We start from the raw sequence: 19,073 nt of genomic DNA on the forward strand, positions 1-19,073 counted from the left end.
GTAAAAATGCACAATTATATTGTAAATGCTTCAATACAGGTATTACCAATAGTACAGGATAAACATCCGTACGAATGGGTCGACGAGGCGATATTGGTTATTCAGCAATCGGGTATTAAATATAAGATCGGTCCGTTTGCAACGGTAGTAGAAGGAACTTACGGGGAGGTGATGAATGTAGTGCATGCGGTTAATGAGAAATTATTTCAACTTGGATGTAACGAGTGGATTGCCAATGTTCAGTTTAACATAAGAAGTAACAGCGACATAACTGCCAATGAAAAGGTGTCGAAGTTTATAGTAAGCTAATAAATACGTCAATACTTTATATATGGAACAAACACTAAATACCTTGTCAAAAATTGACGAGGTACTAACTAAACGTCCGTTGATCATATCCGGACCATGCAGTGCAGAAACCGAAGAACAGGTTATAGAAACTGCCACACGCCTGAAAAATACAGGTAAAGTTGATGTTCTGCGTGCTGGTATCTGGAAGCCAAGAACCCGCCCCGGAAGTTTTGAGGGTGTAGGTACCAAGGGCCTAAACTGGTTAACACAGGCAAGAAAATTAACGGGCCTGCCAGTTGCTGTAGAAGTTGCTACCGCAAAACAAGTGGAAGATGCATTACATTTTGACATAGACATTTTATGGATTGGTGCAAGAACCACCGTTAATCCGTTTAGTGTACAGGAAGTAGCAGATGCACTTCGCGGAGCAAATGTTCCGGTACTGATAAAAAATCCTATTAATCCTGATCTGGAATTATGGATTGGCGCAGTAGAGCGTGTAGCAAAAGCAGGGATTAAAAACATTGGTTTAATACATCGCGGTTTTTCATCTTATGGCAATACTGAATACCGCAATGCTCCTATGTGGCACATGGCAATTGAAATGAAGCGTCGCAACCCCGGAATGATGATTATTAATGATCCAAGTCATATTTCGGGTAATCGTACTTTATTACAAAGTGTTGCTCAAAAGGCTATTGACCTCGATTTTGATGGTATAATGATCGAAAGTCACATAGATCCTGACAAAGCGTGGAGTGATGCAAAACAACAGGTAACACCTGAAAGACTGGCCGAAATTCTTGATGCTATTATATGGAGACATGAAAGTACAGATCAAAAAGAATTTGTTGTAGCGCTTGAAAAATTAAGAGAGCAGATTAATCATGTTGATGATGAACTGATGCAACTACTTGGGCAGAGAATGAAAATTGCTGAGAAAATAGGTGAATATAAAAAGAACAACGATATCACTATTCTTCAGACAAGTCGCTGGAACGAGATACTGGAAAGAGCCACCAAAAAAGGTGAAGCGTTGGGATTGAGCAAAGAATTTATTACAAAGTATTACGATGCAGTTCACATGGAAAGTATCAATCACCAGAATAACATTATGAATAGTTAGCAGGCTTATGATAAAAAAATCTTTTTCATTTTCTTCTGCTAATGTTACTTACTATATAAATGCAGAATTCGCTTATCTCGAAAAGCTGGTATCAAAAGAGCAGGCAGTAATTGTAACTGACGAAAATATTTTTGCAAAGCATCAGAAAAAGTTAAAGGGCTGGAAGACAATAGTAATTAAAGCCGGGGAACAATATAAAGTTCAGGCTACTGTTGACGACATTATCCAGCAATTAATAGACTTGGGTGCAGACAGAAAGACAACATTGGTAGGAGTTGGAGGAGGTGTAATTACCGACATTACAGGGTATGTGGCAGGTGTATTTATGAGGGGCATAAAATGCGGTTTTGTTCCAACTTCTATTTTAGCAATGGTGGATGCTTCCATTGGCGGAAAAAACGGTATTGACGTAGGCGTATATAAAAATATGGTAGGGCTGATTCGTCAGCCCTCGTTTCTTTTATATGACTTCTCTCTCTTAAAATCTTTGCCAAAAGAAGAATGGATTAATGGTTTTGCGGAAGTCATAAAACATGCTTGCATAAAAGATGCTGCAATGTTTACCCAGCTCGAAAATAATAAGCTTTCATTTTTTCAAAAGGATTTTGCGGCTTTAGCTAAGTTGATTCAGCGAAATGCGCTTATAAAAACGAAGGTTGTAATTGGAGATGAATTTGAGAATGGCGAAAGAAAGCTGTTAAATTTCGGACATACCCTCGCACATGCAATAGAAAATTTATACCACATTCCACACGGTCATGCTGTTAGCATCGGAATGGGTGCGGCATGTAAAATTTCAGAACAAATTACAGGCTTTAAAGATACAGAACGTGTCATACAGGTTCTGAAAACATACGGATTGCCTCCACAATTTGAATTTGATAAAGCCGAAACTTTTAGAATTTTAAAGAGTGATAAAAAGAAGGATAATCAATCAATAAATTATATTCTTCTGAATAAAATAGGTAAAGGAACAATAGTGCCTCTGCCATTTACAGAAATTGAAACCTTAATAAACCAGTTATAAATTCCTCCGGAATTTGGATAGCTTTTACAAACAGGGCAAATGACAGTAAAAATTCAACCCTCGACTCTGCATGGAAATATTTTTGCCCCTGCCAGCAAAAGCAGTATGCAGCGTGCATGTGCAGCAGCGCTACTTTGCGAGGGTGCATCAGAAATAATCAATCCCGGAAAAAGTAATGATGATCTTGCAGCATTAGACGTTATTCAAAAACTAGGTGCAAGAGTTGTCAAAAATGAAGATGGTTCTTTAACTATTCATAGTCAGGGCGTAGATCCTGTAGAAGATGAAATTAATTGCGGCGAAAGTGGTTTAGGTATCAGGATGTTTACTCCAATTGCTGCACTAAGCAGCAAGCCAATAACTATAAATGGAACAGGTAGTTTGTTGACAAGGCCGATGCATTTCTTTGATGAAATTTTTCCTTTGCTAGGAATTGAAATTAAATCAAGGGAAGGTCGGTTGCCTTTGCAAATCAAAGGCCCGTTGCATCCGGCAAATATTGAAGTGGACGGATCATTAAGTTCACAATTTCTTACCGGTCTTTTAATGGCGTTTGGCGCATCTGTTACTGAACCTGTTACTATCAAAGTAAATGCTTTGAAAAGTAAACCTTACATAGATCTTACACTAAAGGTGATGGAAAGCTTTGGCCGAAAAGTTACTCATACAGATTATGAGTATTTTCATTTAGAACCACAGGCTATAAATTACGAACCACAGACTTACAGAGTAGAAGGTGATTGGAGCGGCGGTTCATTTTTGCTGGTCGCAGGTGCTATTGCGGGAAAAATTTCGGTAGAAGGATTAGATATTTCCTCCACACAGGCGGACAAAGCAATTCTGCAGGCTTTAAAGGATTCAGGATGTTTTTTATCAATTCAAAAAGAAGTTATTGAAATCGGGCCCGCCGCTTTAAAGGCATTCCATTTCGATGCCACAGACTGTCCTGACCTTTTTCCACCCTTAGTCGCTTTGGCTTCTTATTGCGATGGACAAACAATCATAAAAGGTGTAAGTCGACTTGCACATAAAGAAAGTAACAGAGGACTCACTTTGCAGGAAGAATTTGCAAAGATGGGCGTAGAGATAATTTTGCGGGGTGATGAAATGCTTGTAAAAGGAAGCTCGTTAAAAGGAGCTAACGTACACTCACGTCACGATCACCGCATTGCAATGGCTTGCGCGGTTGCTGCCCTGAGATCAAATGGAGAAGTAGCGATTGAAGAGGCTAACGCAATTAATAAATCTTATCCTGATTTTTATGCGCATTTAAAAAAACTTGGAGCGACAGTGTTACAATAAGTATTGATTTTTTTGGAAGAGATTCAGGTTTAAGAGTTTTATTTTTTGTTGCCCATCAATAGTAACAAATATTGAACTTTGCTTGCGTCGCACTCTTGTACTGTTTGTTGGTATATGGGCCAAAGAAGACTAACGGTTATAAAAAGGGGAGTTATAAGATATGTTTTTTAAGGAATAACAATAGCCAATAGTTATTGTTATGATGATAGAAATCAAAAGAAGCTTTAATTGATTTGCTTGTTAGAATATTACAACTATTTAATAATAAAATTATTTATCTATTTTGAACAGTTTTGGTCGCCTTTTTCGAGTCCATATTTTTGGTGAGTCCCACGGGGAAAGTGTCGGATTAACTATCGATGGATGTCCTGCAGGATTATCATTATCCGTCGATGATTTTATAGCAGACATAGAAAGGCGTAAAGGGGGTGCGAAAGGAACTACTCCACGAAAAGAAGACGATATACCGATTTTTAAAAGTGGTTTATTTAACAATAAAACCACCGGTGCACCTATTACTATTCTGTTTGAAAATAACAATACTCGCAGCACTGACTATGCTAAACAGAGAGCGTTTCCAAGGCCTGGCCACGCTGACTTTGTAGCGCATGAAAAATTTGGTGGAAACGAAGATTTCAGGGGTGGTGGACACTTTAGCGGTCGGTTAACTGTCTGCTTGGTCGCCGCAGGTGTGATAGCAAAAAAATTGCTAAACCAGGTTAAAGTTGAGGCCAATATAAAAGAAATTGGGGGTGAGGCTGATATAGAAAAAGGATTGCAAAAAGCCATTGATGCAAAAGATACCATTGGTGGTATTGTAGAGTGTACTGTAAATGGATTGCCTATAGGTTTGGGTGAGCCGTTTTTCGACTCGGTAGAATCTTATATTAGCCATGCAGTTTTTGCGATTCCGGCAGTTAGAGGAATTGAGTTTGGAACCGGTTTTGCGGCTGCAAAAATGTTTGGAAGTCTTCACAACGATGCTATTGAAAATGAAGAAGGTAAAACAAGAACAAATCATGCGGGAGGCGTTGTGGGTGGAATAACGAACGGAAATGAAATGATTTTCAGAATCGCAATAAAACCGACATCATCAACACCAAAAGAACAGCAAACGCTAAACTGGGAAACTAAAGAAGTGGAAACTTTTTCAGTAAAGGGAAGGCACGATCTATGCATTGCACTAAGAGTTCCGGTAGTATTAGAAGCTGTAACAGCATTTGTTTTAGCCGATTTAATGATGCTGGAAAATCGAGTTAACCGTATTGTATAATTTTAAATTTAAGAAACATGAACGCTCCGGTTATTTATCATTTTACAACAGTGCAGGAATGGGAAGATGCACAGGATAAAGGAAGTTATACACCTCCGTCCTATGAAAGAGAAGGCTTTATTCATTGTGCTACCGAAGAGCAGGTAGAAGGTGTGTTGGAAAAGCATTTTAAACAACATGAAAATCTTATAAAACTTGTCATTGACCCTTTAAGACTTACCTCCAGCTTGCGGTATGATAAAGACAAAGAACAAAAACAGGAGTTTCCTCATATATATGGACCTTTAAACCTTCAAGCCGTAACAGAGATTGTTTTTTTAGATCCAATTTCTTCTGAAGGGTAAAAACTTAAAAAATTTTTTTTAATAGGCGATCTCTAAATGTAGAGATCGCTTTTTTATTTTAATTACGGATGTATAGGAAAGGTTCTACACGATTGCAAAAGCCATAATTAACATTGATACTCCTTTTAGTGTATGAAAAGATAATGAATCAATAAAGAGTCATTATCTACATTTCAATAGATATGATCATTAATTTTAAAAAAGAGGTGTAGTAAGTTTTCATTCTTACACTATAAATTTTTAAAATCCATTTCAGCAGTTTTCTTAATAAGAATTATATTAACTCGCGATATCCTCTAGATAAATAAGAAGTAGTAAATTGTTTTGAAATAATTGAAGATACGTGTGGAAATAATTCGCCATGTCTTGATATAATATATTGTTTTTCAATGGCATCAATTTTATGTACATTGAGTTAATATTAACCAGAAAAAACTTTATCTATGGCAAAAGCAACAGGCAAAAAAGCAGCCGCAAAAGCAGCTCCTAAAAAGGCAGCAGCAAAAAAAGCAGCTGCACCAAATGTAAAAAAAGCGGCTGCAGCATCACCGAAAAAAGCAGCTGCACCACAGCCTAAAAAAGCAGCTGCACCACAGCCTAAAAAAGTAGCTGCACCACAGCCTAAAAAAGCAGCAGCTACTAAAGTAGCGGCAAAAAAAGTAGCGCCTAAAAAAGCAGCACCCAAAAAAGCAGCAGCCAAGAAAGTAGCAGCAAGTTCTCCTGCCGATCAAAAAAGTTTGCTCCAAAAATTATTTATTGATGGGCTTAAAGACATATATTGGGCGGAAAAACAACTTACAAAGTCTTTGCCTAAATTAATGAGAGCGGCAACTTCTGATCAGTTGAAGCAAGCTTTTGAAGAACACAGAGTAGTAACGGAACAACAGGTTGGAAGGGTTGAGCAGGTATTTCAACTTATAGGCGTAAAAGCAATAGCAAAAAAATGCGAAGCTATGGACGGGCTAACAAGAGAAGCAGATAATATTGTAGCTGAAACGCAAAAAGGTACAATGAGTCGCGATGCAGGGCTTATTTTAGCTGCTCAAAAAGTAGAACACTATGAGATAGCTTCTTATGGCGGGCTTGCCCAGTTGGCAGAAACTTTAGGTTTGCAGGAGGCAAAAGACCTTCTCGGACAGACTTTGCAGGAGGAAAAAGATACTGATGAACGGTTAACACAAATAGCTATTAGCAGCATTAACTTAGAAGCTGAAAAAGAAGAAGGACCCGTTCCTGTCCAGGAAGAAGAGAGAAATGAAGAGAATCAAGACAACCAAGAGAATCAACAGAATCAAGAAAACCAGGACAGCCAGGAAAGTCGGGAAAATCAAGAAGGTAATACTATCTAAAGCCCTATCTAATTAATTCTTTTAAGTCAGGTTATTCATATCTGACTTTTTTTTTGCCCTCCTCATACTATTAATTATTGAATAAAGGCTCTTCTTCCTGTGGTATTATATTCATCAATATGAAGTTGAGTATTGACTATTATAATAGGGCAAGCGTGGTTCTAAATATCCGAAAACTTACTTTTCTTTTCCAAAAGATGCTTGGTAAGAGGTTCAGTCGATAAAGATTGAAGTATTATTTATAATCTAACTTATGGCACGGATTTTTTCTTGTTATAATATTATATCATTTACCAATTCAAGGAGGCTATTATGACAGAAGATAAAAATAAACAGAACACAGGCAGAAATGAAAGCAATGCCGAAAGAGACCAGGACGAAGGAAGCATGAACAATGGTACAATTGGTGGCAATATGAGAACAATGCGTAGCAGTAATGAGAAGGATAAAGTTGAATATTCTAATGATTCAAATAATGGAAGAGGCAACGCTATAAGCGGAGATACAGAGGCAAGTGAAAGTAATGGTTGAAAGCTTAAATGCACAAGGCAAGTAAATTAGGCTAGACATTTGGTTGATAGGACGATGAAAACGGGGAAATACATAAGTGAATTGCATTTCGTAAAATGCGGACAATTATAAGAAGGTTTCTTGTCTGCATTTTATTTTTTAATGACGGTAATACAATAAATATGATATATAGCGAGGATATAATTAACTCAATAAAAGACATTTTAATAGATAAAGAAGAAACGATTGCAGTGGCTGAGAGCGTAACATCAGGTCATTTGCAGGCTGCTTTTTCTGTGGGAATAGAAGCTTCAAAATATTTTCAGGGAGGTATTACAACATACAATCTTGGCCAGAAAGCGAGGCATTTAAATATGGACCCAATCTTTTGTAATAAACTAAATTGCGTGGCAGACAGAATTGCGGATACAATGGCAATTGAAGTAAGTAAAATGTTTTCAAGTGATTATGGTATCGGAATAACAGGATATGCTTCTATTGTGCCGGAATGTGAAAAAGAAGGTCTTTTTGCTTTCTTCTCCATATCTTATAAGGGCGAAGTAGTTGTAAGCAAAAGAATGACTTCGGTTAATAAGCAGCCGTATGATGTACAACTTCATTATACAAACCAGGTCGTTCAAAAATTGTATGAATACTTAAGATCTAATAATATAAAAAATTAAAGGAATACGGTTGGAATTTAGAAGAAGGGTGCAAAATTAAAGGGGCAGAGAGTATAACCGCCCCTTTTCTATTAAAGTTATTAAATAACATCATCGTCTTCATCCTCATCATCGTCGTCTAAATCCAAATCAAGGTCGTCATCAAGGTCGTCCGCTTCGATTACAGGATCTTCCACATCATCATCTACTTCATCAATATCTATATCGTCCACTTCCAGGTCATCATCGTCGTCATCGTCATCATCATCGTCATCATCCAATGATAGAGAAGAAGTTATAAAACCTTGATTAAAATCATAGCCAATCAGTGTAAGGTCCTCATTAATTGGGTTTGCTGGTATTGTCATTTTCAAAAGTTTAAGAGTGAATTATCGAAAGAATAATAATAAAATAATCGTAAAATCGTGCCATTCATTTGAGTGCAATTATATTCAATAACGGCGAATTTATAACAATAATAATGGTTTTTTTAGAAAAAAAACTTGCAAAAAAATCAACTCTATTGATCAGAAAAAATCCAAAAAGTCTTGTAGACTATTTTCCTCGTTTGCTTTTTTTTACTTTGTAAATTAATATGTTTCTTAACTTTATAAGAGGCATGAAACTTTCAGTAATTACTTATCAAATATTGCTGTATTGCTGACTGTAACAGAAGATATTTTTAAAATGTTTTTAAAAGCAACTAAAAAATTAAAATTATGAGATCCATCTGGACAGGTGCGATAGGATTTGGCCTGGTAAATATACCGGTAAAAATGTACAGTGCTACAGAAAGAAGTGAGCTCAACCTCGACATGCTGGATAAAAATGATTTATCCAGGATTAAATACCAGCGTATAAATGAAAAATCCGGAAAGCCTGTAGAGTGGGACTCTATTGTTAAGGGGTACAAGATGGAAGACAAATATGTAATACTTGATGAGAAAGATTTTGAAGCAGCAAATGCAAAAAAGACAAAAACAATAGAGATTTCTGATTTTGTAAAAGAGGAAGAAATAGATAGCGTATATTTTGAAACTCCGTATTACCTGGAGCCTGACAAAAGCGGAACTCGCGCATATGCTCTGTTAAGGGCCGCTCTGTTGAAAACAAAAAAAGTAGGTATTGCCACATTTGTAATGAGAAATAAAGAAGGCCTTGCTATTCTACGTCCCAGGGATAAAGTCATTATTTTAAACCGTATTCGCTTTGCAGAAGAAGTAAGAGATTACTCAGAATTAAATCTTCCTGAAGAACCGGTAATTAAAAAAGCAGAGTTAGACATGGCCATTTCTCTTATTGACCAGCTTACTTCTAAATTCGATATTTCGGCCTTTAAAGATACTTATACTGAAGAGTTGATGAAAGTGATACAGGCTAAAGCCAAAGGTGCTAAACCTACAGCACCAAAAATGAAAGTAGTACATAGTGCAACAGAAGATTTAATGTCTCAGCTAAAAGCAAGTTTAAACACAAGAAAAAAGAAAGCTTCTTAAATAATGAGTTTAACTACTTATAATAAAAAAAGAGATTTCAAAAAAACGGCAGAACCTTCTGGTGATAAAAATAATCAGGCAGAAGATGAAAAATTAATTTTTGTTATTCAAAGGCATAAAGCATCTCACTTACATTACGACTTTCGACTTGAGATGGACGGAGTTTTAAAAAGTTGGGCGGTGCCGAAAGGCCCAAGTCTCAATCCACAGGACAAACGTCTCGCCATGATGGTGGAAGACCACCCGTACGATTACAAAGATTTTGCAGGAGTGATACCCGAAGGAAATTATGGGGCCGGTATTGTAGAAATATGGGATAGCGGCACATATACTTCTTTAGAGCAGAAAGAAAATGCTAAAGAGGATGAAAAACTGCTAAAGGCGGGGCTTGAGGCAGGAAACTTAAAGTTTGTTTTGCATGGCAAAAAGTTAAAAGGAGAGTTTGCACTTGTAAGGTTAAAAGACGATGAGTCCAAAAGTTGGCTTTTGATTAAACATAGAGATAAATTCGCGGTGGATGAAGCCTACAACAGCGAAGAGCAAACTCCTAAAAATTCCCCTATCAATAAATGGCTCTCTAAAAACAAGCCCGAAAAAGCACCCTCAAAAAAAAAGTCCTGATGCCAGTTGAAACGCCGGTTAAAAAATTAGAAAATTATATTCCGGCAATGCTGGCAAAAGAAACTGACAAGCCTTTTTCCAAAGAGGATTGGTTATACGAAATCAAATGGGATGGCTACCGTGCAATTGCAGAAGTAAATAAGAAAACTGTAAAATTATATTCAAGAAATGGAAATTCTTTTGTTGCGGCTTATCCTGAAGTTGTAGAAGAACTTTCTAAAATGAAATTGAATGCAGTCCTAGACGGGGAAATCGTAGTGCTAAATGAGCAAGGCAATCCCGATTTTCAAAAGTTGCAGGAGTACGGGATAAACAAAAGTTTTCCAATACAATACTATGTTTTTGACCTTCTTGAGTTAGACGGTAAAAAGCTGTATTCCATGCCTCTAATCGAGAGAAAAAAACTGCTTGCCGAAATTATCCCAAAAAACCCTGTTGTAAAGTATAGCGATCATGTTGAAGAGAGTGGTGAAGACTTTTTTGAGCTAATCAAAGAGAAAAACCTGGAGGGAATAATGGCTAAGAGAGCGGGCAGCGAATATTATCCCGGCAAAAGAACTGCTGACTGGCTCAAAATAAAACATCATAAATCTGAAGATGCAATTATAGCCGGTTTTACTGCTCCCCGCGGTGGAAGGAAATATTTTGGAGCTTTGGTACTGGGAACTATGGTCAATGGAAAACTTACTTATGCGGGTCACACAGGTTCGGGTTTTAATAGTGAATTATTGAAAGAAATTTTCGCTAAGCTCCAGCCACTTATTCGTGAGAAATCTCCTTTCGATGAAAAAGTGAAAACCAATATGCCAGTTACATGGGTAGAACCTTTCTATGTTTGCGAAGTGAAATTTTCCGAATGGACCTCAGATGGAAAATTAAGACACCCCATCTTTTTAAGAATGCGTGAGGATAAACAAGTGAAAGATATAACCACTCAACTTATAAATACAGATGAAATGGAATCTGTTTATACTGGGGCAGAAAATCCTGAAGCAAACAAAAAAACCCAGAAAAAAGAAATAAAACAAAAGGTAAATTCAAAAAAAGAAATTTCTAAAGAAGACAAAGCCGGTAAAAAAGAAAGTGTTCAAAATAAAACTTCTGCCAAAAAAGTTCCGTCTGAAACCCCTGCTTCAAAGCCTAAGGCTGAAAAAGCAAAAGAGGAAAAATCTGCGGTAATTAAAAAATCAGAAACCAAAAAAGATGTTGTAGAAAATGAAAAGACTTACAAGATTGGTAAAGCAGAATTGAAAACCACTAACCGTACTAAAGTATTTTTTCCTGACGAGGGCATTACTAAAGGGGATGTATTAGATTACTACGACAAGATGAGTGAACTCATTATTCCATATATAAAAGATCGCCCCCAATCTTTGTTTCGTACGCCTAATGGTATAAGTCAAAAAGGATTTTTTCACAAAGATGCCGGAGACGAAGCGCCATTATGGGTAAAGCACATTCCTTTATATTCAGAATCTAATAATAAAGATGTTGATTATATCTTGTGCAATGATAAAGCTACTTTGTTGTACCTCGCTAACCTGGGTTGCATAGAAATAAATCCATGGCACTCAAGAGTAAAATCTCTTGATAATCCTGACTATATGATTATTGACATCGACCCGAGTGATAACAATACTTTTGACCAGGTAATAGAGGCCGCAAATGTTGTCAAAGGTATATTAGACAAAGCAGGGGCATTAAGTATTTGTAAAACATCCGGCGCATCTGGTTTACATGTGTATGTGCCTCTCGGAAAGAAATATGATTACGACCATGCAAAAGATTTTGCAAATCTCGTATGTATGATGGCTAATCAACTTATTCCGGAATTTACAACTCTGGAAAGAAGTTTGACCAAAAGAAGCAAAGACAAGATATACATGGATTACCTGCAAAACCGGAAAGGACAAACGATTGCATGTGTGTACAGCCTTCGACCTAAAAAAGGCGCTACTGTTTCAACACCGCTGGAATGGAGCGAGGTTAAACAGGGCTTATCTCCAAAAGAGTTTACCATTAACACCATACACGAACGTCTACAAAAAAAAGGCGACCTTTTTGCGCCAATTCTCGATAGTAAAAATGGCGTTGACCTTGCAAAGTGTCTTGAAAATTTGGAAGCATAGAAAAATGGTTTTTTAGGTTTTGAAACGGCATTTGTTTTTTATCCCTGCATCATCACGTTGCATTTCGTTCATCTTTTTGTTCTATTATCTGCATTTGGTTAATAAATTAATTTAAAATGTTAGAAGAAAATAAGATTTTCGCAAAGTGAGATAAAAACGGAATTAGCAATCGCTTAACTAAAAGCTTTTTTATAAGTTTTTATCGTATTTCTATTAATATCATTCCTTAAAAATTACTATGAGCGAATCACCAATACAAACAGCTTTATGTTCTTTCGGTATGTCCGGAAAAGTTTTTCATGCTCCTTTTATACACGTAAACAAAGGATATAATTTATATGGTGTTTGGGAAAGAAGTAAAAAAACTGCAAAAGATATTTACCCTGAAATAAAATCGTTCGATACACTCGAAGAAATGCTTGCAGATGAAAATATAGAATTGGTAATTATAAATACACCAAATGCAACTCATTTTGAATATTCAAAAAAAGCACTGCTTGCAGGCAAACATATAATAGTCGAAAAGCCGTTTGTAATCAATAGCGAAGAAGGAACAGAATTGATAGAATTGGCAGCAAAACAGCAAAAAAAGATTTCAGTCTATCACAACCGTCGGTATGATAGCGATGCAAAGCTTTTGAAAAAAGTAGTAAATGAAAATTTATTAGGCGAGATTAATGAGGCGGAGTTGCATTATGACAGGTTTAAAAAAGAACTGAGCCCTAAAGTACATAAGGAAACACCTGGCCCCGGCGCTGGGTTATTGCTTGACTTAGGTCCTCACTTAATTGATGAAGCTTTGCAATTGTTCGGAAAGCCTGAAGCAGTTTTCGCAGATGATATCGCCATACGTCCTATTTCTAAAGTAGATGATTATTTTGAAGTTCTTCTGTATTATCCACGTAAAAGAGTCAGACTTAAAGCAAGCAACGCGGTAAGGGAAGCAATACCCGCTTTTGTTATGCATGGGTCGATAGGTTCTTTAATTAAGTCAAGAGGTGATGTGCAGGAAAATGCTTTAATAGCCGGAAAAATGCCTGAAGGCGATAATTGGGGTATTGAGCCTGAAACTGAAAAAGGCTTTTTGCATACCGAAAGGAATAACGAGGTTGTAAAAGAATACATTGCTGCTCCTAAGGGAAATTATATGGAGTATTTTGACCAGATGTATAAAGCCATACGGTTCAATGACCCTGTACCGGTAACTGCCGAAGATGCCCTTGAAGTAATAAAAGTTATAGAAGCAGCTTTAAAAAGTAATACAGAAAAAAGAGTTATAGATTATTAAGAAACATTTTTTAGCCAAGGAAAAGTGTCGTGAGGCATTATAACAGAAAAATTTGTAAGATGCCTTAGGATATTACAAGTATTTCATGCTTTTATTCCGTGTCTCCTTTTATACCTAGTATTCCAAATGAAAAAGTCAGCGAAACAAAAATAAGCTGGTAAATGATCAGTAATAGTATTGTTGTAAACAATAAAGGCACCGTCGAGGAGCTTTGAATAACTTTATATACATCATCACGACCCCATTGCCTTATTAGTTCTGGCCGGCTTCCAAATTTTTCGAGATAGGTTTTCAATTCTCCTTCAGCCCACAGAGGGAAAAATAAGGAATTAGAATTTTCAACATCAACAACTAAATAACCATATAAAAAGATATAAGCGAAAAGCGATAATAAGAAGATACCGATAGAATAAACAGAAATCCTGGTAATTGTCTGAAGAGATTTTTGTTTTATCCATTCTTTATTTAGCCACATCAGCATAAGAGTTAGAACGCCTAACGCTTCGATTGTTGCTGCAAATAAAGTTTTCGAAGAATTTGGGGGAACTCCTACATTGCTAATCATAACAGTAATGCCGGGTATAACTGCAAATACACCGGAGGCAACAGATAAAAAAGCAGAAAGTTTTTTCAAGCATTTAAAATTCTACCCATGCAGTTTGTTCCTGTTCCACACTCATGGGTTTTGTAAAATGAATAATTTTTTTATACCGGTTATCCTTTTTATATAATACAACAAATACCGTTTCATCTATGTAAGCAAAAGTATTTGTGCTCGATGTGTTCACCCTGAAATCTTCGATTTTCGAATTGTCTTTCTCCCAGTTTGTATTTTGTATTTTTTGCATCCAAATCCTGTTGGGGATGAGAAAGGCCTCCGCGCCTTCGGGAGACGACTTTAAAAATAGTTTTATTTTGCTCAACTGTACGCCTCCATATTTCACGGGAATGGTGTCTAAACCATTAGGTGTTTCTCTTTGTACAAATGCTGTACACCATGCTTCCTTAGAATTTTGTAAAACAGCGGCCGGTATATTCACTTTTACAAAATAGTCGGAAGAGTCTTTTTCAACAGAAGTTATCTTTCCGGATACCCAATTAGTATCTCCTGAAGTGCCAATATTCTTTAAAATAAAACCTGTTACTTTTTTCCATTTACTATTTGCTACTGGGGCGATGTGAATATAATTTGAAACAGTATCATATTTATTCAGACCGGGCTGAGCATATAAATGAGCAGATAAAGAGCAAATGATTATTAGGCCTGAATAAAGAATATACTTTTTCATCACCTACAATTTTTAACATCTAATATAATCATTTTTATTGGCTTAGACATTACCGTTTGTGTTTTTAAGAAATAGGTTGTTAGAATGTTTTAAAGGGAAGTTTATAAAAGAACGATTAAAGGTAAAATTCATGATTTTATTGCACCATACATTCAAATTAGAAGCTTGTTATGTCGTTAATTTTAAAGGCTGCTAAAAAAAGCAGCCTTTAAAAAAATATGAAGAAAAATTAAATTACATCCTTAAATGTCAGTAGCCTCACCATACGCTACAGCAGTAGCTTCTTTAACACCTTCACTCATTGTCGGATGCGGGTGAATGGCATTAAGAATTTCGTGAGCCGTGGTTTCCAGCCTTCTTGCCACCGAGACTTCTGCTATCAGCTCTGTTACACTGTGCCCAATCATGTGAGCACCAAGAAATTCACCATATTTTGCGTCAAAAATTACCTTTACAAAACCTTCTGTTGCGCCTGCTGCGCTTGCTTTGCCACTTGCAGTAAATGGAAACTTACCAACTTTGATCTCATAACCTGCATCTCTTGCGGCTTTCTCTGTAAAACCTATGCTGGCAATTTCTGGAGTGCAATACGTACACCCAGGAATATTATTATAATCAATCCCTTCAGGAGCATGGTTATTTTTCTTCTCTACATAGGCAATGTGTTCAGAAGCGTTTATACCTTCTTTACTAGCAACGTGCGCAAGAGCCTGCCCTGGTGTACAATCGCCAATGGCATAAAAACCCGGAACATTTGTCTGTCCATATTTATCAACTACGATCTTTCCTTTTTCGGTTTTAATGCCTAATTCTTCCAAACCGATATTTTCGATATTTGCAGAAATACCTACTGCGCTTAAAACGATTTCTGCTTCAAGGCTTACTTCTCCGGTTTGGGTCTTAACTCTTGCCTTTACTCCATTGGCTGTAGGCTCAACTGCTTCTACCGTAGCATTGGTCATAATATCAATGCCTTGTTTTTTATATTGCCTCTCCAATTCTTTTGAAATGTCTTCATCTTCTACAGGTACAATCCTCGGCATAAACTCAACTACTGTCACCTTTGTGCCCATACTATTGTAGAAGTAAGCAAATTCTACACCTATAGCTCCGCTACCTACCACAATCATGCTTTTGGGTTGTGTTGGTAAAGACATGGCTTCACGGTAACCTATCACACTTTTGCCGTCAATAGGCAGGTTTGGTAATTGCCTTCCGCGGCTTCCTGTAGCTATGATTATGTATTTGGCTTCAATTGTTTGCTTGCTGTTATCCTGTGCGGTTACTTCTATTTGTCCTTTGGCTTTCAGTTTTCCATAACCCATTATCACATCTATTTTATTCTTCTTCATCAGAAACTGAACTCCTCTACTCATTTTATCTGCGACTCCACGGCTACGTTTTATAACTCCACCAAAGTCTTGTTGTGCCCCGCTGATATTTATACCATAAGCAGCGCCATGCTTCGCATACTCATATACCTGTGAACTTTTAAGTAAAGCTTTTGTAGGTATACAGCCCCAATTGAGACAAACGCCCCCAAGGCTTTCTTTCTCAATAATGGCAACCTTAAAACCAAGTTGTGAGGCACGGATAGCAGCAGGATAACCTCCAGGGCCGCTTCCTAAAACGATTACGTCGTAAGCCATAATTTTTGTAATATTATTTAGTATGAATGATAATTAAGGTTGCTGGTTACTCTTGTGATTTCACCTCTTATAAAAAATGAATGTACGGGTAAACCTGCAACTTTTTTAAAAGCTGCGCAAAAATACTGCTTACCGCGTAAATGACAAATTTGTATAGTTTTTGCCTTAACCAGTTTTTAGACAGGGATTTAACTCTACTACTACGTTTACCTTATCTGCTGCCAGGACAAGTTCACATCAAACACATAAGTTTTAGATAATAATTTTATCAGGAGTGATGGGCACTTCCCTTATTCTTTTTCCTGTGGCATTAAATATGGCATTTGCTATTGCAGGCGCTACCCCTATAATTGCTATCTCACCCAGCCCCTTCGTTCCGATAGGGTCTACAATATAATCAGGTTTATTTACAAACCATACATCTATTGGTGGCACATCAGCATGTACCGGCACATGATAATCGGCAAGGTCTTTTGTAACATATCTGCCATAGCGGTGATCCATTACAGCGTCTTCAGTAAGAGCCATACCAATACCTCCTGTAACTCCGCCAATCATTTGATTGGCTGCTGTTTTCCAACTGATAATAGTACCCGCATCGGCGCAGGTAACTACTTTTTTGACTCGTATTTGTCCTGTTTTAGGGTGTACATGTACTTCAGCGAAATGAATCGAGAAAGAATATTTCGAATACTTATTTGCTTCTTCTCCGGGCTTCGATTCTTCAGTAACTTCTATTTCGGGTAAATTATTTTGTTTAAATAAATCGCTTATAGCAATAGAAACAGAAGAATTATCTGTAAGTGATAATTTGCCGTCTTTAATGATAATATTGTCAGCATCCGCAGTTCCAAATGCTGCTTCTTTTTTTGTCGCTAGATCTTTAAGCTTTTGTTTTAATGCCTTGCACGCCGCTTGTACTGCTGATCCAACAGTGTTTACTGTAGAAGAACCTCCCTGGTTGCCAGCCATGGGATAATCAGAGTTGCCAAGATCGAATGTTATCTTTTCCGGTGCCATACCTAAAGCGGTCGCTGCAACCTGTACCATAGCAGTGCCGGTGCCGGGACCAATATCTGTAACAGCACATTGCATTAGCAAGTTACCATCAGCAGACAGCTTTGCTCTTACTGCTGCAGTGCCTCTATGTGCACCAAAGGTGCCAACACCCATTCCGTAACCAACCAGCCATTCTCCTGCTTTTACAGTGCCAGGTTCCATTTTTCGTTTACTCCAGCCAATTTTTTCTGCTCCTGTTGTAAAACATTCCTTTAAAAACTTGGTTGACCACGGTAGATTCTTTTCAGGATCTGTTTCAGTATAATTCTTTAATCTAAATTCAATTGGGTCCAAATGTAAGGCGTGTGCAAGCTCATCTACAGCTGACTCTAGTGCAAATGCTCCTGTTGCTTCTCCCGGCCCCCGCATCCAGATAGGGGTGCTGACATCGAGAGGTAAAATGCGATAGCGGGTGCTAACATTAGGAGCTGCATACATCATTCTTGTCTGTTGCAAGGTGGACTCTGTAAACTCTTCGTAACTTGATGTTTGCCCTATTGCCTCATGAGTTATACCTACTAATTTTCCATCTGGTGTCGCGCCTATACCGATTTTTTGCCAGGTGCGTGGCCGGTAGCCAACCATCGTAAACATTTGCTCCCTCGTTATTACTACTTTTACCGGGCGCTTTACCTGTTTGGCTGCTATTATGGCTGCGGATTCATGCGGCCAGTTGTGTAAACCATTACCAAAAGCGCCACCGACAAATTTTGAAATTACCTTCACGTTTTCAAGGGGTATTTTCCATTCTTTAGCAAAGGCATTTTGAGTGGGTTTTGTTCCCTGTACTTTATCGTAAATAGTAAGTTTGTCACCAGCTTCCCATAAGGCAATGATAGATTGTAATTCCATTGGATTGTGCATTTCTGCCGGTTGCACATATTCTGCCTCTATTTTTACAGCCGCGGTTTTATAAGCATCCGCCTCTCCACGATTATAATCATTCAAAGGATTGTCCGTATTTTTTTTAGCCTGCGCGGGCAACACCGCCTTTCCCGTGTTTGCTTCAAAATCAGTGGTATGTTCTTCTTTGTCGTACTGTAACTTTACAAGTGACGCTGCATAAGTTGCCCTTTCAAAACTATTAGCCACTACGATAGCAACAGGTTGGCCATTAAAATAAACCCGGTCATTATGAAAGGCACGTAATGGTCTTCCCCCGGTTGGTGGTTCTGTTGGATGTTCGTTATCAGCAAATCCAGGCACTTTTATAGAATTTACATGCGATATCACCGCCAACACTCCTGGTGCCCGCTCAGCCGCTTTTGTCTCTATATTTTTAATTCTGCCTTTAGTTATGGTGCTTGTGACAAGTACGCCGTACGTTAAGCCAGGTATTTGGTATTCTGCTGAGTATTTTGCAGCCCCGGTTACTTTTAGCCTGCCGTCAACTCTATCCAGTGCCTTGTTTTTTTCGCCCGGAGAAAATAATTGCTTTCCCATAAAATTATTTAAAGCTTTTGCTATAATTTTTGTTAGTTGTCATTTGAAGCTTTCTCATCCTTGTGTCACTCACTTCGACTTTTATCTCTTTGTGCATCCATTTTGATTTATGTAAATCGAAATAGCACTAACGGCTTCAAACTTTTTGTTACGTCTTTTCGTTTTTTGTCTTTGTTGTTACAAACGGGGAAATATGAGAAAGCTTAATAGCAGCA

The 19,073-nt window shown here is 37.5% G+C and carries 18 protein-coding genes; 13 read left to right on the forward strand and 5 right to left on the reverse strand.

What is annotated here, in order from left to right; genetic code table 11:
* Positions 1 to 6 precede the first annotated feature (6 nt).
* The 9 genes from B154_RS0105710 (at position 7) to B154_RS27800 (ending at position 7,905) form a co-directional block, all read left to right on the forward strand.
* Positions 7 to 309 carry a thiamine-binding protein gene (locus B154_RS0105710; protein ID WP_018612463.1) on the forward strand — a complete coding sequence of 101 codons (303 nt, stop codon included), beginning with the start codon at positions 7 to 9 and terminating at the stop codon, positions 307 to 309.
* A gap of 22 nt (positions 310 to 331) precedes the next feature.
* Positions 332 to 1,417: a chorismate mutase gene (locus B154_RS0105715; RefSeq protein WP_018612466.1), complete on the forward strand. Its 1,086-nt coding sequence runs from the start codon at positions 332 to 334 to the stop codon at positions 1,415 to 1,417.
* Positions 1,418 to 1,424: 7 nt separating this feature from the next.
* On the forward strand, positions 1,425 to 2,444 hold the full coding sequence (gene aroB / locus B154_RS0105720; RefSeq protein WP_018612468.1) for a 3-dehydroquinate synthase: 1,020 nt from the start codon (positions 1,425 to 1,427) through the stop codon (positions 2,442 to 2,444).
* 39 nt (positions 2,445 to 2,483) lie between these two features.
* Positions 2,484 to 3,746, forward strand: a complete 1,263-nt coding sequence (aroA, locus tag B154_RS0105725) for a 3-phosphoshikimate 1-carboxyvinyltransferase (protein ID WP_018612470.1) — start codon at positions 2,484 to 2,486, stop codon at positions 3,744 to 3,746.
* A gap of 283 nt (positions 3,747 to 4,029) precedes the next feature.
* The gene (locus tag B154_RS0105730) at positions 4,030 to 5,019 is read left to right on the forward strand and encodes a chorismate synthase (protein WP_018612471.1); all 990 of its coding nucleotides are present in this window, start codon (positions 4,030 to 4,032) and stop codon (positions 5,017 to 5,019) included.
* A 17-nt stretch (positions 5,020 to 5,036) separates the two neighbouring features.
* Positions 5,037 to 5,363, forward strand: coding sequence for a DUF952 domain-containing protein (locus B154_RS0105735; RefSeq protein ID WP_018612473.1), 327 nt, complete (start codon positions 5,037 to 5,039; stop codon positions 5,361 to 5,363).
* A 443-nt stretch (positions 5,364 to 5,806) separates the two neighbouring features.
* The gene (locus B154_RS31280) at positions 5,807 to 6,712 is read left to right on the forward strand and encodes a YciE/YciF ferroxidase family protein (protein ID WP_018612475.1); all 906 of its coding nucleotides are present in this window, start codon (positions 5,807 to 5,809) and stop codon (positions 6,710 to 6,712) included.
* A 312-nt stretch (positions 6,713 to 7,024) separates the two neighbouring features.
* Positions 7,025 to 7,243, forward strand: coding sequence for a hypothetical protein (locus tag B154_RS0105745; protein WP_018612477.1), 219 nt, complete (start codon positions 7,025 to 7,027; stop codon positions 7,241 to 7,243).
* Positions 7,244 to 7,404: 161 nt separating this feature from the next.
* Positions 7,405 to 7,905 carry a CinA family protein gene (locus B154_RS27800; RefSeq protein ID WP_169337644.1) on the forward strand — a complete coding sequence of 167 codons (501 nt, stop codon included), beginning with the start codon at positions 7,405 to 7,407 and terminating at the stop codon, positions 7,903 to 7,905.
* A gap of 80 nt (positions 7,906 to 7,985) precedes the next feature.
* On the opposite strand, the gene B154_RS27805 is transcribed toward B154_RS27800, so the two are convergent.
* A complete protein-coding gene (locus tag B154_RS27805) occupies positions 7,986 to 8,252 on the reverse strand; it encodes a hypothetical protein (protein WP_018612480.1) in 267 nt (88 codons plus the stop codon).
* Positions 8,253 to 8,603: 351 nt separating this feature from the next.
* On the opposite strand from B154_RS27805, the gene ku reads away from it, so the two are divergent.
* From ku to B154_RS0105780, 4 genes are all read left to right on the forward strand, one after another.
* Positions 8,604 to 9,380: a non-homologous end joining protein Ku gene (gene ku, locus B154_RS0105765; RefSeq protein ID WP_018612484.1), complete on the forward strand. Its 777-nt coding sequence runs from the start codon at positions 8,604 to 8,606 to the stop codon at positions 9,378 to 9,380.
* 3 nt (positions 9,381 to 9,383) lie between these two features.
* Positions 9,384 to 10,001 carry a DNA polymerase ligase N-terminal domain-containing protein gene (locus tag B154_RS0105770; RefSeq protein ID WP_018612485.1) on the forward strand — a complete coding sequence of 206 codons (618 nt, stop codon included), beginning with the start codon at positions 9,384 to 9,386 and terminating at the stop codon, positions 9,999 to 10,001.
* Positions 10,001 to 12,130: a non-homologous end-joining DNA ligase gene (ligD, locus tag B154_RS30570; RefSeq protein WP_018612486.1), complete on the forward strand. Its 2,130-nt coding sequence runs from the start codon at positions 10,001 to 10,003 to the stop codon at positions 12,128 to 12,130. The genes B154_RS0105770 and ligD overlap by 1 nt, the downstream gene beginning before the upstream one ends.
* 238 nt (positions 12,131 to 12,368) lie before the next feature.
* Positions 12,369 to 13,418: a Gfo/Idh/MocA family oxidoreductase gene (locus B154_RS0105780; RefSeq protein ID WP_018612487.1), complete on the forward strand. Its 1,050-nt coding sequence runs from the start codon at positions 12,369 to 12,371 to the stop codon at positions 13,416 to 13,418.
* Between the two features lie 91 nt (positions 13,419 to 13,509).
* Here B154_RS0105780 and B154_RS0105785 read toward each other — a convergent pair whose 3' ends face one another.
* From B154_RS0105785 to B154_RS0105800, 4 genes are all read right to left on the reverse strand, one after another.
* The gene (locus B154_RS0105785) at positions 13,510 to 14,052 is read right to left on the reverse strand and encodes a hypothetical protein (protein WP_018612488.1); all 543 of its coding nucleotides are present in this window, start codon (positions 14,050 to 14,052) and stop codon (positions 13,510 to 13,512) included.
* A 4-nt stretch (positions 14,053 to 14,056) separates the two neighbouring features.
* Positions 14,057 to 14,707, reverse strand: a complete 651-nt coding sequence (locus B154_RS0105790) for a hypothetical protein (protein ID WP_018612489.1) — start codon at positions 14,705 to 14,707, stop codon at positions 14,057 to 14,059.
* 242 nt (positions 14,708 to 14,949) lie between these two features.
* On the reverse strand, positions 14,950 to 16,356 hold the full coding sequence (gene lpdA / locus B154_RS0105795; RefSeq protein ID WP_018612490.1) for a dihydrolipoyl dehydrogenase: 1,407 nt from the start codon (positions 16,354 to 16,356) through the stop codon (positions 14,950 to 14,952).
* Between the two features lie 252 nt (positions 16,357 to 16,608).
* Positions 16,609 to 18,858 carry a xanthine dehydrogenase family protein molybdopterin-binding subunit gene (locus B154_RS0105800; RefSeq protein ID WP_018612492.1) on the reverse strand — a complete coding sequence of 750 codons (2,250 nt, stop codon included), beginning with the start codon at positions 18,856 to 18,858 and terminating at the stop codon, positions 16,609 to 16,611.
* Between the last annotated feature and the right edge of the window lie 215 nt (positions 18,859 to 19,073).

Origin of the sequence: Segetibacter koreensis DSM 18137 (assembly GCF_000374045.1) — a bacterium.
GTDB classification, from domain to species: domain Bacteria; phylum Bacteroidota; class Bacteroidia; order Chitinophagales; family Chitinophagaceae; genus Segetibacter; species Segetibacter koreensis.

Bases quoted from the DNA above. Each gene is read 5' to 3' on its own strand.
- B154_RS0105710 (WP_018612463.1), top strand. From the start codon at position 7: ATGCACAATTATATTGTAAATGCTTCAATACAGGTATTACCAATAGTA.
- B154_RS0105715 (WP_018612466.1), top strand. From the start codon at position 332: ATGGAACAAACACTAAATACCTTGTCAAAAATTGACGAGGTACTAACT.
- aroB (WP_018612468.1), top strand. From the start codon at position 1,425: ATGATAAAAAAATCTTTTTCATTTTCTTCTGCTAATGTTACTTACTAT.
- aroA (WP_018612470.1), top strand. From the start codon at position 2,484: ATGACAGTAAAAATTCAACCCTCGACTCTGCATGGAAATATTTTTGCC.
- B154_RS0105735 (WP_018612473.1), top strand. From the start codon at position 5,037: ATGAACGCTCCGGTTATTTATCATTTTACAACAGTGCAGGAATGGGAA.
- B154_RS31280 (WP_018612475.1), top strand. From the start codon at position 5,807: ATGGCAAAAGCAACAGGCAAAAAAGCAGCCGCAAAAGCAGCTCCTAAA.
- B154_RS0105745 (WP_018612477.1), top strand. From the start codon at position 7,025: ATGACAGAAGATAAAAATAAACAGAACACAGGCAGAAATGAAAGCAAT.
- B154_RS27800 (WP_169337644.1), top strand. From the start codon at position 7,405: ATGATATATAGCGAGGATATAATTAACTCAATAAAAGACATTTTAATA.
- B154_RS27805 (WP_018612480.1), bottom strand. From the start codon at position 8,252: ATGACAATACCAGCAAACCCAATTAATGAGGACCTTACACTGATTGGC.
- ku (WP_018612484.1), top strand. From the start codon at position 8,604: ATGAGATCCATCTGGACAGGTGCGATAGGATTTGGCCTGGTAAATATA.
- B154_RS0105770 (WP_018612485.1), top strand. From the start codon at position 9,384: ATGAGTTTAACTACTTATAATAAAAAAAGAGATTTCAAAAAAACGGCA.
- ligD (WP_018612486.1), top strand. From the start codon at position 10,001: ATGCCAGTTGAAACGCCGGTTAAAAAATTAGAAAATTATATTCCGGCA.
- B154_RS0105780 (WP_018612487.1), top strand. From the start codon at position 12,369: ATGAGCGAATCACCAATACAAACAGCTTTATGTTCTTTCGGTATGTCC.
- B154_RS0105790 (WP_018612489.1), bottom strand. From the start codon at position 14,707: ATGAAAAAGTATATTCTTTATTCAGGCCTAATAATCATTTGCTCTTTA.
- lpdA (WP_018612490.1), bottom strand. From the start codon at position 16,356: ATGGCTTACGACGTAATCGTTTTAGGAAGCGGCCCTGGAGGTTATCCT.
- B154_RS0105800 (WP_018612492.1), bottom strand. From the start codon at position 18,858: ATGGGAAAGCAATTATTTTCTCCGGGCGAAAAAAACAAGGCACTGGAT.